Consider the following 16,772-nt stretch of genomic DNA (forward strand, 5'->3'; position numbering starts at 1 on the left):
GGGGTGTTCGGCGACATCGACGCATCCGGTGCTTGGCCTTCGGGATAGGCTTCCCGCGGCGAGCCAGTTGTTGACGCCGGTGGAGTTGCCGCTGCTAGTGGAGGATGGGGCCATGCTTTGTGTGGGGCGCGGCATCGCCGACATCACCGGTGAGTCGGCCGACTGCGGCATGCTCGGCTACGGCAGGGCCGACCAGCGCACCGCCGGCATTCACTTTCGCCTGCGGTCCCGGGCATTCGTTTTCGACGACGGGAAGGCGCGGTTGCTGCTCGTTGTGGCCGACCTGCCGCTGCCGATGCAAAACGTGACCGATGAAGTGCTGCGCCGGTTGGCGGATTGCTATGGCGACACCTACGCGGAGCAGAACACGCTGATCACGACGACGCACACGCACGCCGGACCCGGGGGGTACTGCGGTCACCTGCTGTACAACCTGTCCACGAGCGGGTTCCGGCCGGTTACATTCCAGGCGATCGTCGACGGAATCGTCGAATCGGTGCGCCATGCCCATGGCGACGTTGCGCCCGCCCAGGTGATGCTGTCACACGGCGAGCTGCACAGCGCCAGCGTTAACCGGTCACCGTCGGCGTTCGACCGCAACCCGGCGGCCGATCGGGCATTCTTCCCGGACCGCATCGACCCGCATACCACCCTGGTGCGCATCGATCGGGGCGAGGCCACCGTGGCCGCGATCCACTTCTTCGCCACCCACGGCACGAGCATGACCAATCGCAACCGCCTTATCTCCGGAGACAACAAGGGCTTCGCGGCCTACCATTGGGAACGCACCGTCGGCGGAGCCGATTACCTCACCGGTCAGCCCGACTTCATCGCCGCCTTCGCGCAGACCAACCCCGGCGACATGAGCCCCCACGTCGACGGACCCATCACCGGCGCGTCGGTGCCCGAGCGCGAGCTGGAAAACACCCGCCGCATCGGGCTGTGCCAGTTCGAGGATGCCTTCAAGCAGCTCGATCGTGCGACACCGATCGGCGACGGCATCGACGCGCGGTTCACGTATGTCGATCTCAGTTCCGTTGTGGTGCGTGGCGAATACACGCCCGATGGTCATCAGCACCGCACCGGGCATCCGATGATTGCCGCCGCCACCATGGCCGGGACCGATGAGGGCGAGGGCTTCCGTGGCTTCCGGCAAGGCCGAAACCCTTTCTGGGACAACGTATCCAACGCCATCTATCGGTTTGTCGGGTCGGTAGCCGCGGTGCACGCTCCCAAAGCCATTGTGGTGCCGGCGCATCTGCTGAACCGGATGCATCCCTTTGTCCAGGAGATCGTTCCCGTTCACCTGGTGCGGATCGGGCGCCTGTATCTGATCGGCATCCCTGGCGAACCGACCATCGTCGCGGGACTTCGGCTGCGGCGCACGGTGGCGTCGATCGTCGGCGCCGAGCTGGCCGACGTGCTCTGCGTGGGCTACACCAACGCCTACATCCATTACGTGACCACGCCCGAGGAATATCTTGAACAGCGCTACGAGGGCGGCAGCACCTTGTTTGGCCGATGGCAGCTGCCCGCTCTCATGCAGACGGTCGCCGGGCTTGCCGAGGCAATGCGCGACGGGCGGCCCGTGCCACCGGGCCCGCGGCCGCAACCCAGACAGACGCTGAGCTGGTTGCGCGCTGCCCCACCCGATAGCGGCCCGTTCGGAACGGTGATCACCGAGCCGGCGGCGACATACCGACCCGGCCAAACGGTAGCCGTCGAATTCGTCAGCGCGCTGCCCAACAACGATCTGCGCCGGGGCGGCACCTTCCTCGAAGTGGTCCGCCGGGAAGGTGCCGGCTGGGTGCGGGTTGCCGACGACGGCGACTGGGCCACCAGCTTTCGCTGGCAGCGCCGGGGGCGGGCCGGCTCGCGGGTCAGCATCAGCTGGGATATTCCCGGCGATACCACGCCCGGGTGCTACCGCATCGTGCACCACGGCACCGCACGCGATGGCAATGGCACGCTGCAGGCGTTCACCGCAACCACCCGCGAGTTCACCGTCGGCTGACCCACGGCACTCACCTTCTCCGGCGGGCAGACGCAAAAGCCCCCATTTCGACACGAAAATGGGGGCTTTTGCGTCTGCTCGGCGTGAGAAACTCAACCGGCCAAGCGGGGTTTCAGCAGCAGGGTGTTGATGCGCTCGACGAGTCCGATCGAATCGCGCCGGATATCGTCGACTGTCATCGGAATAACTGTCCAGCCGCATTCCTGCAGTCGGGCGGTTTTCAGCCTGTCGTGCACCAGGGCAGCGCGCCCGAGATGCCATTCGACGCTGTCGTATTCGGCGACGACGAAAGCCTGCGGCCACGCGAAATCGACGCGCCACAGCTTGCCGTAGCGATCCACGATGGTGTACTGCAGCTCCGGCATGGGTAATTTGGCGTCGATAAACACGAGTCGCGCCTCGCTCTCCATCGGCGACTCGGCACGACCGTCGGCGTAGCCGATTAGCTCCCGGACCTTCACGATGCCGCGGCGGCCCTTTTGTTCTCGGATCGCCGCAGCCAATTCGCCTCTGGTGCACGCACCGATGTGCAGGGCAGCATCAAGGGTCGCCAAGGCGCGTGGGCGCCGCAACATCCGTGCTACTTCGATCGCCGTCCAGGCCGGCGCCGTGGCCAATCGTCCTTCCACCCGTCGCAGCGGTGCGCCAATTCGTTGATGCACCATGAGACCCGCTGACGGCCGCATCCGTACCCCCGGGTCGAGAATGTGGACCCGAGACGTGTTCTCGGTATCAAAGCCGTACAGCGACGCGGCGGTGCCCATGCAGGCCACGATCGGCTCACGCGCCAACAGATCCAACGCAGCGAGCTTGCCCAGCACATCTGGCTGGTGTAACGCGTACACCCCATGGCATACGCGAACGAGCCTGCCCGCCTTGACGAGCCCGGCCAAACGCCTGCGCGTGGTCACGCCGAGCAGTTGTTGTGTGGTAGCCAAGCCACCGTTTACCGCGATGACTTCGTCGACGAGCATGCGCTGATGCTGTCTGGAGCCGGCGTGGACCGGAAGTCAGTGCTGTGGATAGCCCGCCGAGCAGACGCACAGGCCCCGAAAACCATGGTTTTCGGGGGCCTGTGCGTCTGCTCGCGCTACCTAGCCTAGCGGTAGTCGCTGTAGCCGTAGTCGTCCAGCGGGACGGCAGCGCCGGTGGCGGCACCGAAGTCCGGGCTGTAGTACTGATCCTCATACGACGGAATCGTGTATGCCGCGGCGCGGGCCTCTTCGGTCGGCTGCACCACGATGTTGCGGTAGCGGCTGATGCCGGTCCCGGCCGGGATCAGCTTGCCGATGATCACGTTCTCCTTGAGACCGTGCAGCTTGTCGCTGCGGCAGTTGATCGCCGCGTCGGTCAGCACCCGCGTGGTCTCCTGGAACGACGCCGCGCTCAGCCACGAGTCGGTGGCCAGGGACGCCTTGGTGATCCCCATCAGCACCGGACGGCCGGCAGCGGGCTCGCCGCCCTCGGCCACCACCCGACGGTTCTCGGCCTCGAACTCGGCGCGATCGATCAGCGAGCCGGGCAAAAACTCGGTCGCACCCGAGTCGATGATGGTGACCCGGCGCAGCATCTGGCGCACGATCACCTCGATGTGCTTGTCGTGGATCGACACGCCTTGGGCGCGGTAGACCTCCTGGACCTCGCGGACCAGGTGGATCTGCACCTCGCGGGGGCCCTGCACGCGCAGCACCTCGTGCGGGTCGGCCGAGCCTTCCATCAGCTGCTGGCCCACCTCGACGTGGTCGCCGTCGGACAGCACCCGCTCGGAGCCGTCCTCATGCTTGAACACCCGCAGCCGTTGCCGCTTGGAGAGCTTGTCGTAGACCACTTCCTCGCTGCCGTCGTCGGGAACGATGGTGATCTTGTAGAAGCGTTCCCCGTCCTCGAGCCGGACCCGGCCGCTGACGTCGGCGATCGGCGCCTTACCGCGCGGCACCCTGGCCTCGAACAACTCCTGAACCCGGGGCAGACCACCGGTGATGTCCTCCCCGACACCGCCCTGGTGAAAGGTGCGCATGGTCAGCTGCGTGCCGGGCTCACCGATGGATTGGGCGGCCACGATGCCGACGGCCTCGCCGATGTCGACCAGCTTGCCGGTGGCCATGGACCGCCCGTAGCAGGTCGCGCACACGCCGGTGCTGGTGGTACAGGTCAACACCGAACGCACCTTCACCTGCGTGATGCCCGCGGCCAGCAGCGCGTCAATCTCCGGGTCGCCCAGGTCCTGGCCGCGTTCGACGATGACGTTGCCGGCCTCGTCGACCGCGTCGGTGCCCAAAGTCCGCGCGTACGCCGAGGTCTCGATGTACGGGTCGCGGATCAACGTGCCGTCCGGCGCACGCTCGGCCAGCTCGACGACGATGCCGCGCTCGGTTTGGCAGTCATGCTCGCGCACGATCACGTCCTGGCTCACGTCCACCAGACGGCGCGTCAGGTAACCGGAGTCGGCGGTACGCAACGCGGTGTCCGCCAAGCCCTTTCGAGCGCCGTGGGTGTTGATGAAGTACTCCAGCACGGTCAGGCCCTCACGGAACGACGACTTGACCGGACGCGGGATGAACTCGCCCTTGGGGTTGGTCACCAGGCCCTTCATGCCGGCCAGCGTCCGGGTCTGGGTGAAGTTGCCGGTGGCGCCCGAGTCGACGATCGTGATGATCGGGTTGTCGTCGGGGTAGTGCTCCCGCAGCGCCTGACCGACCTCGTCGGTGGCTTCCTTCCAGATCTCCACCAGCGCCTCGTTGCGCTCGTCGTGGTTCAAGGCGCCACGCTGGAACTGCTTTTCGACCTTATCGGCGCGCTCCTCGTACTGGTCGAGGATCTCCTTCTTGCGCGGCGGCACCAGCACGTCGGCCATCGAGACGGTGACACCGCTGCGGGTGGCCCAGTAGAAGCCGGCGTCCTTGAGCTTGTCGACGGTCTGGGCGACCACGATCATCGGGTAGCGCTCGGCCAGGTCGTTGATGATGGTGGCCTGCACCTTCTTGTGCATCTGCTTGTTGACAAACGGATACCCCAGCGGCAGCAGCTCGTTGAACATCACCCGGCCCAACGTGGTCTCGGCCATCCACGGATCGCCGGGCCGCCAACCGTTGCGACCGAACAGCTCCTCCTCGATCTCGGCCGGCGGACGCAGCTGGGTCAGCCGCACCTTGATCTTGGCCCGCACCGAGAGCACACCCCGGTCGGCCGCCATAATCGCTTCCGCGGGCGAGGAGTACACACCCGACTCCGGACGATCCGGCGCGGCCGACCGGTATTCACCGGTGTCCCCGGGGACCTCGGTGGTCAGGTAGTACAGCCCGGTGACCATGTCCAGCCGCGGCATCGCCAGGGGGCGCCCGGATGCCGGCGACAGGATGTTGTTGGACGACAACATCAGGATGCGGGCCTCGGCCTGCGCTTCGGCGGAGAGCGGCAGGTGCACGGCCATCTGGTCGCCGTCGAAGTCGGCGTTGAACGCCTCACACACCAGCGGGTGTAGCTGGATCGCCTTGCCTTCCACCAGCATTGGCTCGAAGGCCTGGATGCCCAATCGATGGAGCGTCGGTGCCCTGTTTAATAGCACCGGGTGCTCGGCGATGACCTCTTCGAGCACGTCCCACACCTGCGGGCGCTGCCGCTCCACCATGCGCTTGGCGCTCTTGATGTTCTGTGCGTGGTTGAGGTCGACCAGCCGCTTCATCACGAACGGCTTGAACAGCTCCAGCGCCATCAGCTTGGGCAGACCGCACTGGTGCAGCTTGAGCTGCGGGCCGACCACGATGACCGACCGGCCCGAGTAGTCGACACGCTTACCGAGCAGGTTCTGCCGGAACCGGCCCTGCTTGCCCTTGAGCAGGTCGGACAGCGACTTCAGCGGACGGTTGCCCGGCCCGGTGACGGGCCGGCCGCGGCGGCCATTGTCGAACAGCGCGTCCACGGATTCCTGCAGCATCCGCTTCTCATTGTTGACGATGATCTCGGGAGCGCCTAAATCGATTAGCCTCTTGAGCCGGTTATTGCGGTTGATCACCCGGCGGTACAGGTCATTGAGGTCGGACGTGGCGAACCGGCCGCCGTCCAGCTGCACCATTGGACGCAGCTCCGGCGGAATCACCGGGACGGCGTCAAGCACCATGCCCATCGGCGAGTTGCCCGACTGCTGGAACGCCGCGACCACCTTCAGCCGCTTGAGCGCGCGAAGCTTCTTCTGCCCCTTGCCGTTTCGGATGACCTCCCGCAGCGCCTCGGCCTCGGCGTCGATGTCGAAGTTTTCGATCAACTTCTGGATCGACTCCGCGCCCATGGCGCCGGTGAAGTACTCACCGTAGCGGTCGACGAGCTCGCGGTAGAGGTTCTCGTCGACGATCAACTGCTTGGGGGCCAGCTTGGTGAAGGTGTTCCAGATGTCCTCCAGCCGGTCCAGCTCCCGCTGCGCGCGATCGCGGATCTGGCGCATCTCCCGCTCGCCGCCGTCGCGAACCTTGCGCCGCGCGTCGGCCTTGGCGCCCTCGGCCTCCAGCTCCGCCAGGTCGGCCTCCAGTTTCTGTGCGCGGGCCTCCAACTCGGCGTCGCGCTGATCCTCGACGGCCTTGCGCTCCACCGCCATTTCGGCTTCGAGTGTGGATAGCTCGTTGTGCCGCATCTCCTCGTCGACCGAGGTGATCACGTAGGCCGCGAAGTAGATGATCTTCTCCAGGTCCTTCGGAGCCAGGTCCAGCAGATACCCCAGCCGGCTCGGCACGCCCTTGAAATACCAGATGTGGGTGACCGGCGCGGCCAGCTCGATGTGACCCATCCGCTCACGGCGCACTTTGGCGCGCGTCACCTCGACGCCGCACCGCTCGCAGATGATGCCCTTGAAGCGCACCCGCTTGTACTTGCCGCAGTAGCATTCCCAGTCGCGAGTCGGCCCGAAGATCTTCTCGCAAAACAGGCCGTCCTTCTCCGGCTTCAGCGTGCGGTAGTTGATCGTCTCGGGCTTCTTGACCTCGCCGTACGACCATTGCCGGATGTCCTCCGCGGTGGCCAGACCGATGCGGAGTTCATCGAAGAAGTTGACGTCGAGCACGTAACTCCCTTTCCCCTAACGGGTTTAGTGGTTAGCTGATTTACGCCAGGTCCTCGACGGACGCGGATTCGTTGCGGGACAAGTTGATTCCCAGGTTGGCCGCGGCCCGCTCAAGATCCTCGTCCTCCCCCTCGCGCAGCTCGATCGCCGCACCGTCACTGGACAGCACTTCCACGTTGAGGCACAGCGATTGCAGCTCCTTGAGCAGAACCTTGAACGACTCGGGAATCCCCGGTTCCGGGATGTTCTCCCCCTTGACGATCGCCTCGTACACCTTGACCCGGCCGACGGTGTCGTCGGACTTGATGGTCAGCAGCTCCTGCAGCGTGTAGGCCGCACCGTAGGCCTGCATGGCCCAGCACTCCATCTCGCCGAACCGCTGGCCGCCGAACTGCGCCTTACCACCCAGCGGCTGCTGGGTGATCATCGAGTACGGACCGGTGGAGCGGGCGTGGATCTTGTCGTCCACCAGGTGGTGCAGCTTCATGATGTACATGTAGCCAACCGTGACCGGATACGGGAACGGCTCGCCGCTGCGCCCGTCGAACAGTACGGCCTTGCCGTCGCCATCCACCAGCACGTCACCGTCGCGGTTGGGCAGCGTGGCCGACAGCAGCCCCTGCAGCTCCTCCTCTCGGGCACCGTCGAACACCGGTGTCGACACGATCGCGTTCGGCTCGGCCGCCAGCAGCTCCTCGGGCAGCTTGGCGGCCCAGTCCGGCACTCCGCCCGACGTATCGATCTTCCAGCCGCTGTGCGCGCACCAACCCAGGTGGGTTTCCAGGATCTGGCCGATGTTCATCCGTCGCGGCACGCCATGGGTGTTGAGGATGATGTCCACCGGGGTCCCGTCGGCAAGGAACGGCATGTCCTCCACCGGCAGGATCTTGCCGATGACGCCCTTGTTGCCGTGCCTGCCGGCCAGCTTGTCACCGTCGGAGATCTTGCGTTTCTGGGCCACGTAGACCCGCACCAGCTCGTTGACGCCGGCGGCCAGTTCGTCGTCGTCCTCGCGGGAGAACACCCGGATGCCGATCACCTTGCCGGATTCGCCGTGCGGCACCTTCAGCGAGGTGTCACGGACTTCGCGGGCCTTCTCTCCGAAAATGGCGCGCAGCAGCCGCTCCTCCGGGGTCAACTCGGTCTCCCCCTTGGGGGTGACCTTGCCGACCAGGATGTCCCCGTCGCGCACCTCGGCGCCGATGCGCACGATGCCGCGCTCGTCCAGGTCGGCAAGCACCTCGTCGGAGACGTTCGGGATGTCCCGGGTGATCTCCTCGGCGCCCAGCTTGGTGTCGCGGGCGTCGATCTCGTGCTCCTCGATGTGGATCGAGGTGAGGATGTCCTCTTCGACGAGTCGGTTGGACAGGATGATCGCGTCCTCGTAGTTGTGGCCCTCCCACGGCATGATCGCCACCAGCAGGTTCTTGCCGAGCGCCATCTCGCCGTTTTGGGTGCACGGACCGTCGGCAATGACCTGGCCGGCCTCGACCCGGTCGCCCGCGTCCACGATCGGGGTTTGGTTGGCGCTGGTGCCGTGGTTGGAGCGGGCGAACTTGCGCAGTCGGTAGGTGTGCCGGGTGCCGTCGTCGGCCATCACGGTGATGTAGTCGGCCGACACCTCCTCGATCACCCCGGACCTCTCAGCGACGACGACGTCGCCGGCGTCGATGGCGGCGCGCAACTCCATGCCGGTGCCCACCAGCGGGGCCTCGCTGCGCACCAACGGGACCGCCTGGCGCTGCATGTTGGCACCCATCAGGGCACGGTTGGCGTCGTCGTGCTCGAGGAACGGGATCATCGCGGTGGCCACCGACACCATTTGGCGAGGCGACACGTCCATGTAGTCCACCTCGGACGACGGCACGTACTCCACCTCGCCCGCCTTGCGGCGGACCAGAACGCGCGGTTCGACGAAGCGGCCGTCGGCGTCGATCGGCGAGTTGGCCTGGGCCACGACGTGGCGGTCCTCCTCGTCGGCGGTCAGGTACTCGATCTCGTCGGTCACGATGCCGTCGCGGACCTTGCGGTACGGCGTCTCGATAAACCCGAACGGATTGACCCGCGCATACACCGACAGCGAGCCGATCAGGCCGATGTTGGGCCCTTCCGGGGTCTCGATCGGGCACATCCGGCCGTAATGCGACGGGTGCACGTCACGGACCTCCAACCCGGCGCGCTCCCGGGACAGACCCCCGGGCCCCAGCGCCGACAGTCGACGCTTGTGGGTGAGGCCGGAGAGCGGGTTGTTTTGATCCATGAACTGGGATAGCTGGCTGGTGCCGAAGAATTCCTTGATCGCGGCAACCACCGGGCGGATGTTGATGAGCGTCTGCGGGGTGATCGCCTCGACGTCCTGGGTGGTCATCCGCTCCCGGACGACCCGCTCCATCCGCGACATGCCGACCCGGATCTGGTTCTGGATCAGCTCGCCCACCGTGCGCAGCCGACGGTTGCCGAAGTGGTCGATGTCGTCGGTTTCCACCGGCACCTCGACGCCGCCGGGGACACACATCGTCGGCTGACCCGCATGCAGGCGGACCAGGTACTCGATGGTGGCGACGACGTCCTCTTCGGTCAGCGTGGTGGTACCGATGGGCTCACCGGGGTGCAGGCCGAGCTTCTTGTTCACCTTGTAGCGGCCCACCCTGGCCAGGTCGTAGCGCTTCTCCTTGAAGAACAGGTTCTCCAGCAGGGTCTGCGCGGACTCCTTGGTCGGCGGCTCGCCCGGACGTAGCTTGCGGTAGATGTCTAACAGCGCATCGTCGGTGCCGACGGTGTTGTCCTTCTCCAACGTCGACATCATGATGTCGGAGAACCCGAACCGCTCGGTGATCTGCTCGCTGGTCCAGCCCAGTGCCTTGAGCAGCACGGTGACGGGCTGGCGCCGCTTGCGGTCGATGCGCACACCCACGGTGTCGCGCTTGTCGACGTCGAACTCCAGCCAGGCGCCGCGGCTGGGAATCACCTTGACACTGTGCAGCGTCTTCTCGGTGGACTTGTCGATCGTTTCGTCGAAGTACACCCCGGGCGAACGCACCAGCTGGCTGACGACCACACGCTCGGTCCCGTTGATGATGAACGTGCCCTTCTCGGTCATCATTGGAAAGTCACCCATGAACACCGTCTGGCTCTTGATCTCGCCGGTGTTGTTGTTGATGAACTCCGCGGTGACGAACAGCGGCGCCGCGTAGGTCATGTCCTTGTCTTTGCACTCATCCACGGGTGCCTTGACGTCGTCGAAGCGAGGGTCGGAGAACGACAGGGACATCGACCCGGAGAAGTCCTCGATCGGTGAGAGTTCGTAGAGCACCTCTTCGAGGCCCCCGATCGGGTTGACGTCGCCCCGAGCGAGGGCGGCTTCACGCCAACGCGGTGAACCGATCAGCCACTCGAACGAATCGGTTTGCACGTCAAGCAATCCCGGAACTTCCAGGGGTTCGCGGAGTTTGGCGAAGGAAACCCGGTTGGGCGCTCCGGGAACGGAGCCATTTGAAGAACTTTGCGGGCGACTCTGACTGGGGCTAGCGTCTGTGTTGCTTTGGCGGAAATCAGCCAAGATGCGTCCTTCCAGCACCTCGTGCGGCAAACGAGCGCCGGCGGCCACCGGACCTGTTCGCCGCAGGTAATTGTCGGTTTGGCCGGCGAACGATCTGTCCGGGTCTCACGCACGCAACCGCATAGCTGAGCCGCATACTCGGCTCAGGCTAAGACCACGGTGTCAAGTGGCAGGTGAGGTGGGCAGGAAGTAGCCAGCGCAACGTCCAACGATAGCGCAGGACGGCGCATTCCTCAAATGCCCACAACAATCTGTCCAGGGGCATCGGCGCTGGCTGGCATATCGACGTTCCCGTGGACACATGCTGCCCAACAGATTGGCCCGTTTAGCGCCCGTCGTCAAGGGGGGTGGGCGGCAAGTTACGGCAAGTTAGCCCACAAACGCGCACGGGTCGTCCCAACACGGCTGTCTACGGGCAGTTCGGAGTAACCAGCTGTTTCACAGGAATTCGTTGAACGCAAATCGCCACAGCGCGCCGTCGAGGCGGCTAGCCGGCGAACTCGCTCGAGTGGTACTTGTGCGTGCCCTCGAGATCGTCGAGGATCGCCACCTGGGCTTTCTTGGGCAACGTGTGCAACATCTCGCGCACCCGAGCCTGGCGTCGAGCCACCGCCTTGCGCTCCGGCATCCCCGGCGTGGCGGTGATTTGCGGCGGCACGCCCTCGATTTCCTCGACACCACCCGCGTGATGGCCGGCATCCAGCAGCGCCTGCTCTTCGGCCATGGTGGCCTCGTCCTTCTCCTCGGACATGCCGATCGGCCCGATGCGCCGGCCGTTGAGGAACTGCCGCACCACCGGCTCGTCGCTGGTCAGCAGCACCTCCCGCGGGCCGAACATCACCAGGTGCTTGCGGAACAGCATGCCCATGTTGTCCGGCACGGTGCGGGCGATGTTGATGTTGTGCGTCACGATCAAGATGGTGGCGTCGATCTGGGCGTTGATGTCCATGATCAACTGGCTCAGGTAGGCGGTACGGACCGGGTCTAGACCCGAGTCGGGCTCGTCGCAGAGAATGATCTGCGGGTCCAGAACCAGCGCACGGGCCAGGCCGGCACGCTTGCGCATACCGCCGGAGATCTCACCGGGGAACTTCTTCTCGTCCCCACCCAGGCCGACCAGGGCCAGCTTCTCCATGACGATGTCACGGATCTCGCTTTCCTTTTTCTTGGTGTGCTCCCGCAGCGGGAACGCGGTGTTGTCGAAGAGGTTCATCGACCCGAACAGCGCACCGTCCTGGAATAGCACGCCGAACAATGTCCGGATCTCGTACAGCTCCTTGGCCGAGCATTCGATGATGTCGGTGCCGTCGATGATGATCGAGCCGCGCTCCGGCCGTAACAGACCGATCAGCGACTTCAGGAACACCGATTTGCCGGTACCCGACGGGCCCAGCAAGACGCTGACCTCACCAGCGGGGATCGTGAGCGTGACGTCTTCCCAGATCCTCGAGGATCCGAAGGACTTCGTGAGTCCGTTGACCTCGATAGCGACGCCCATGGGAAATCCTTCCGACGCTGATGCCGCCACCTGCCCTTTTTGTGTGGCAAGAGTCACTGTAGCGCACTGTCGGGGCATGTCATCAGGGTTGCCCGGATAACAAATACTCTACAGAGCGCGCGGCGGTTCTTCTGGGGTGGCGGACCCGTCAGGCGGTCGGCGCCCAGGTGCCGTGGAAGCCCATCGGCACCCGTTGCGGCAGATGCACGGTGGCCATCGACTCGAGGGTCTGGGCGTCCAACAGCAGCAGTTGGCCCTCGTCGCGGCCGCGGTGATGGCCGTATCCCATGAGGACGCCGTCGTCCTCGGCGTTGGCCGAGGGGTTCGGCACGAACGCCATCTCACCGATCAGCAGGTTGGGATCGAGCGCGGCGACCGTCGTCGACCCGGTCACATAATCCTGCTTGTACAGCCAGGTCACCATTTGCGACGAGTCTTGGGCAAAAAAACCGCCCTCGATGCCGACGGTGTAGCCGAACCGATGCCGACCGCCCAACCGGGTCTCGTTGATCCGGGGAAATTCCTGCGGCCGGTCGTCACGACGTTCGGTGGAAACCGCACCGGTCGCCAGGTTGATCGTCCACCGATCCAGCCGCGGCAGGCTGTCACCGCCCGGGCCGCGCCGGTCCCGGTCGAACATTCGCGAGTAACGCACCACGTCGAGCACCAGCACCTCGGAGCCGTCGCGGACCTCCGAGTAGGCGTTGAGCGGGTGGTAGACATAGCAGGGCTCGATGTCGAACCAGCGCACGTCACCGTTGCCGCCGTCGCGTGGCATCACACCGATCCGCGCCTGGTAGCGCGGATTCCAGGCGTATGGCAGGCGGTCAGAGGGTCGCTCGTTGCGATTGACCAGCGCCGCGATCGGTCCCGGGACCCGGACGCGTCCGATCAACGACTGCATCACCAGCTGGGCGGGCAGCCGCAGCCAGCGCGGCATCGTCGCCGGCAACACCTGCGCCGGGTCGAAGGTCACCGGCAGGTCGTAGATCACCACATACTTGTCGGTCAGCGAGAAGTTGTGCATCATCGGCGAGCCGCCCACCTCGATGTCGACCGTGCGACGGGCGCGGCCCCGGGTGTCGATCACCGAGTACTGCACCGTGTTCCCGCGAGCGAAGGAGTAGGACACCGCGTGCAGTTCGCCGGTGCGCGGGTCCCGGTGTGGATGGGCGGTGTAGCCCCCGGCCAGGGTGCCGTCGAAATCGCATGTCCCAACGGTGTCCAGCTCGTCGGTGAGTTCGTAGGTGGCGACGCCTGCTTCGACGAGGGCCAGGGTCTTGCCGGCGTGGGCCAACACGCTGGTGTTGGCGCCCAGGGCCAGCATGCCGGCCCGCGGGTTGATCCGGGTGGGCGCCGGCTCGCCGAGGGCGGCACATACCGACGGGCTGCGCACCCATCGGTTGCGGTACCAGCGGGCTTGTCCGCCGCGCAGCGCGACCCCGTGGATCATGCCGTCGCCGCTGAACCAGTGGTAGATCGCGGGGTCGACCTGTGCCACCGGGTTGGCCCCGTTGCGCAGGTAACGCCCGTCGAGGTGGTCGGGGATGTGGCCGGTGACCGGCAGGTCGGTCGCGGTCACCTCGGCGCCCACCGGCGCCAGGAAGCCGTCCAGATAGGGGTTCAAGGGGGCGGCGGTGTGCGCGGCGGTCATGTCCAAGCTCCTATAACATTGTTATTTCTGTGTTATAGGCACCGTACGCCCCAGATGAGAACATGGCAAGGATGACTTCACCGACGGGTGTTCGAGACGAGTTGCTGCAGGCCGCCGTGGGACTGCTCAACGAGCACGGGCCCGACGCGCTGCAGACCCGCAAGGTGGCCGGCGCCGCGGGCACCTCCACGATGGCGGTCTACACCCATTTCGGCGGGATGCGCGGGCTCATCGCCGCGGTCGCCGAAGAGGGGTTGCGCCAGTTCGATGCCGCGCTGACGCTCCCCAGCACCGCGGATCCCGTCGGCGACCTGCTGGCCGTCGGCATCGCCTACCGGCGTTACGCCATCGAGCGGCCACACATGTATCGGCTGATGTTCGGCAGCACCAGCGCACACGGCATCAACGCGCCGGCGCACAACGTCTTGACACTAACGATCGCCCAGATCGAGCAGCAGCACCCCAGCTTCGCGCACGTGGTGCGCGCGGTGCGCCGGTCGATGCTGGCCGGCCGGTTAGCGGCCGCGGGCTCTGCGGATGACGACGCCACCGTGGTGGCCGTGGCGGCCCAGTTCTGGGCGTTGGTCCACGGCTTCGTCATGCTCGAACTCGCCGGGTTCTACGGCGACGACGACGACACCGCGGTGGAACCGGTGCTGGCCTCGATGACAGCGAATTTGCTGGTCGCCCTGGGAGATTCAGCCGAGCAGGTGAAGCGTTCGCAGCGGTCGGCGGTGGTCGCAGGCGGGACGCGAAAGCCCCGGGGTTCTCGCGCAGCGACTACTTGACGGTGACGGTGGCGCCGGCCGCCTCGAGCTTGGCCTTGGCCTCGTCGGCGGCTTCCTTGGCGACCTTCTCCAGCAGCGGCTTGGGCGCGCTGTCCACCAGGTCCTTGGCCTCCTTGAGGCCCAGGCCCGAGACGATCTCCCGGACCACCTTGATGACGCCGATCTTCTTCTCGCCGGCGGCCTCGAGGATCACGTCGAACTCGGTCTGCTCCTCGACGGCCTCGGCGGCGGCGCCGGCCGGGGCGGCTCCCACGGCGGCGACGGCGACCGGAGCCGCGGCGGTGACCTCGAAGGTCTCCTCGAACTTCTTGACGAAGTCCGAAAGCTCCAACAGCGTCATTTCCTTGAACGCGTCCAGCAATTCGTCGGTCGAGAGCTTTGCCATGGTGGTCCTTCCTAGTTTCGGGGGTGGTGGATTATTGGTCTGAAGCTGGTTCTGCGGCCGCAGTGTCCGCGGGCGTGCCGGGTGCCTCGGCGGCCATCTTTTCCTGCAGTGCGGCCGCCAGTCGGGCCATCTGCGATGCGGGCGCAGTGAACAACCCGGCGGCCTTGGCGAGGTTGCCCTTCATCGCGCCGGCCAGCTTGGCCAGCAGCACCTCACGGGATTCCAGGTCGGCGATGCGTTCGACGTCGGCGACGCTCAGCGGGTGGCCATCCATGTAGCCGCCCTTGATGACCAGCGCCTTGTGCTCCCTGGCGAAGGTCTTGATGGTCTTGGCGGCGTCCACCGGTTCACCGGTGACGAACGCGATCGCGGTCGGGCCGGCGAACAGCTCGTCGAGTCCCTCGATGCCGGCCTCCGAGGCCGCCCGCTTGATAAGCGTGTTCTTGGCCACCGCGTAGCTGGCCGACTCCCCCAGCGACCGGCGCAGCTGCGCCAGGTTGGCCACCGTCAAACCCCGGTATTCGGTGATAACGGCAGCGGTCGAGGCCTTGAAGCGCGCCGCGATGTCTGCCACCGCGGTGGCCTTGTCAGCCTTGGCCATGCATACCTCCTGAGGTGAAAGTCCTGGTGCGACTTGCCGTCTGCGACCCACCCGGAAACGACGAACGCCCCGGTGCAGGAAGCGGCCGGGGCGTGGAAATGTGTCGGCGCGCACGCCGACGCGTAATGCCTCGTCCTCCTGCGTGGGTCGCCGGGATAGTCCCGGACCTTCGACCGATTTCTCGGTGACCGACGGTCTTCGGTGGATCGGCAACCACAATAGCGTGGTCCCGTCCGATCAGCCAAAGCGCCGAGTGTGAACACCGCGACGCCCCGCCGGCGTGTCGCGTCGGCGGATTCACCGTCGGCCGAACGTCATAGTGGCGAGCCTGGCCGCGCCGACCAGCCCGGCCTCACCGCCGAGCTGGGCCCCCACCACGCGCAGGCCGGCCAGGAAGTCCAGCCGGGCGTAGTCGGACAACGCCGCCCGCAGCGGGTCGAAGAGCAGGCGTCCGGACTTGGCGACGCCTCCCCCGACGACGACCAGGTCGAGGTCGCACACCGCACCCACCGAGGCGATCATCGCCGCCACGCCCCGGGCGCCCCGGCGAAAGGCCGCCAGCGCCACCGCGTCCCCGGCCTCCGCCGCGTCGGCCAGCTCCCGGGCGCCGGCGTCCGGCGCCGCCGCCCAACCATTGGCCCGCGCCCAGCGCACCATCGCCGGGCCGGCCGCCACCGTCTCGACGCAACCGCGCCCGCCGCACGCACAGGGCTCACCATCCTGGTCGACCACCACGTGACCGACATGACCGGCGTTGCCGGTGCGGCCGTCATACGGGGCGCCGTCGAGCACCAATCCGCCGCCGACTCCGGTGGAGACGACCATTCCCAGCAGGAAACGCGCGCCCCGGCCGGCCCCACGCCAGTGCTCGCCGAGCGCCATGCAGACACCGTCACCGCCCAGCCGCACCGGCACACCGGGCACCAGGTCGGTGACTCGGTCCCGCAGCGGAAATCCGCGCCAACCCGGGATGTTGATCGGGCTGACGGTCCCGGCTCGCAGGTCGACGGGGCCGGCGGAGGCGATGCCCACCGCACCGACCGTGCCGCCGGCCACGCGCAACGCGTCGGCGATCATCGCGGCCACCGCCGCCCACACCCCTTCGGGGTCGCGGCGCGCCGGGGTCGGGCGGGTGGCGGTGTGCAGCAGCACTCCGGCGGTATCGGCGAGGCCAGCGGCGATCTTGGTGCCGCCGATGTCGAGGCAGAGGGTGCGCATGAGGA

At 66.4% G+C, this 16,772-nt stretch carries 10 protein-coding genes; 2 read left to right on the forward strand and 8 right to left on the reverse strand.

Going from position 1 to position 16,772, the window contains the following annotated elements; genetic code table 11:
* The first annotated feature begins 112 nt into the window (after positions 1-112).
* Entirely contained in the window at positions 113-2,014 is a 1,902-nt protein-coding gene (locus G6N20_RS13710) for a neutral ceramidase (RefSeq protein WP_083045984.1), read from the forward strand.
* A 92-nt stretch (positions 2,015-2,106) separates the two neighbouring features.
* Here the strand turns inward: G6N20_RS13710 and G6N20_RS13715 are convergent, their stop codons facing one another.
* The 5 genes from G6N20_RS13715 to G6N20_RS13735 all read right to left on the reverse strand — a co-directional run bounded on the left by G6N20_RS13715 (position 2,107) and on the right by G6N20_RS13735 (position 13,775).
* Positions 2,107-2,988: a type IV toxin-antitoxin system AbiEi family antitoxin domain-containing protein gene (locus tag G6N20_RS13715; protein WP_083045960.1), complete on the reverse strand. Its 882-nt coding sequence runs from the start codon at positions 2,986-2,988 to the stop codon at positions 2,107-2,109.
* Positions 2,989-3,113: 125 nt separating this feature from the next.
* Entirely contained in the window at positions 3,114-7,064 is a 3,951-nt protein-coding gene (locus G6N20_RS13720) for a DNA-directed RNA polymerase subunit beta' (RefSeq protein ID WP_083045961.1), read from the reverse strand.
* A 40-nt stretch (positions 7,065-7,104) separates the two neighbouring features.
* Positions 7,105-10,623, reverse strand: coding sequence for a DNA-directed RNA polymerase subunit beta (gene rpoB, locus G6N20_RS13725; protein ID WP_142271821.1), 3,519 nt, complete (start codon positions 10,621-10,623; stop codon positions 7,105-7,107).
* Between the two features lie 487 nt (positions 10,624-11,110).
* Positions 11,111-12,121 carry an ABC transporter ATP-binding protein gene (locus tag G6N20_RS13730; RefSeq protein ID WP_083045962.1) on the reverse strand — a complete coding sequence of 337 codons (1,011 nt, stop codon included), beginning with the start codon at positions 12,119-12,121 and terminating at the stop codon, positions 11,111-11,113.
* A 148-nt stretch (positions 12,122-12,269) separates the two neighbouring features.
* Positions 12,270-13,775, reverse strand: coding sequence for a carotenoid oxygenase family protein (locus tag G6N20_RS13735; protein ID WP_083045963.1), 1,506 nt, complete (start codon positions 13,773-13,775; stop codon positions 12,270-12,272).
* Positions 13,776-13,846: 71 nt separating this feature from the next.
* On the opposite strand from G6N20_RS13735, the gene G6N20_RS13740 reads away from it, so the two are divergent.
* On the forward strand, positions 13,847-14,563 hold the full coding sequence (locus tag G6N20_RS13740) for a TetR/AcrR family transcriptional regulator (RefSeq protein WP_142271823.1): 717 nt from the start codon (positions 13,847-13,849) through the stop codon (positions 14,561-14,563).
* Here G6N20_RS13740 and rplL read toward each other — a convergent pair.
* The 3 genes from rplL to G6N20_RS13755 all read right to left on the reverse strand — a co-directional run bounded on the left by rplL (position 14,556) and on the right by G6N20_RS13755 (position 16,767).
* The gene (gene rplL, locus G6N20_RS13745) at positions 14,556-14,948 is read right to left on the reverse strand and encodes a 50S ribosomal protein L7/L12 (RefSeq protein WP_083045965.1); all 393 of its coding nucleotides are present in this window, start codon (positions 14,946-14,948) and stop codon (positions 14,556-14,558) included. The two genes, G6N20_RS13740 and rplL, sit on opposite strands and share 8 nt — an antisense overlap.
* Before the next feature lie 31 nt (positions 14,949-14,979).
* The gene (gene rplJ / locus G6N20_RS13750) at positions 14,980-15,549 is read right to left on the reverse strand and encodes a 50S ribosomal protein L10 (protein WP_083045966.1); all 570 of its coding nucleotides are present in this window, start codon (positions 15,547-15,549) and stop codon (positions 14,980-14,982) included.
* A 297-nt stretch (positions 15,550-15,846) separates the two neighbouring features.
* Positions 15,847-16,767 carry an ROK family protein gene (locus G6N20_RS13755; protein ID WP_083045967.1) on the reverse strand — a complete coding sequence of 307 codons (921 nt, stop codon included), beginning with the start codon at positions 16,765-16,767 and terminating at the stop codon, positions 15,847-15,849.
* Between the last annotated feature and the right edge of the window lie 5 nt (positions 16,768-16,772).

The organism is Mycobacterium shinjukuense, assembly GCF_010730055.1.
In the GTDB taxonomy this organism is placed as follows: Bacteria; Actinomycetota; Actinomycetes; order Mycobacteriales; family Mycobacteriaceae; genus Mycobacterium; species Mycobacterium shinjukuense.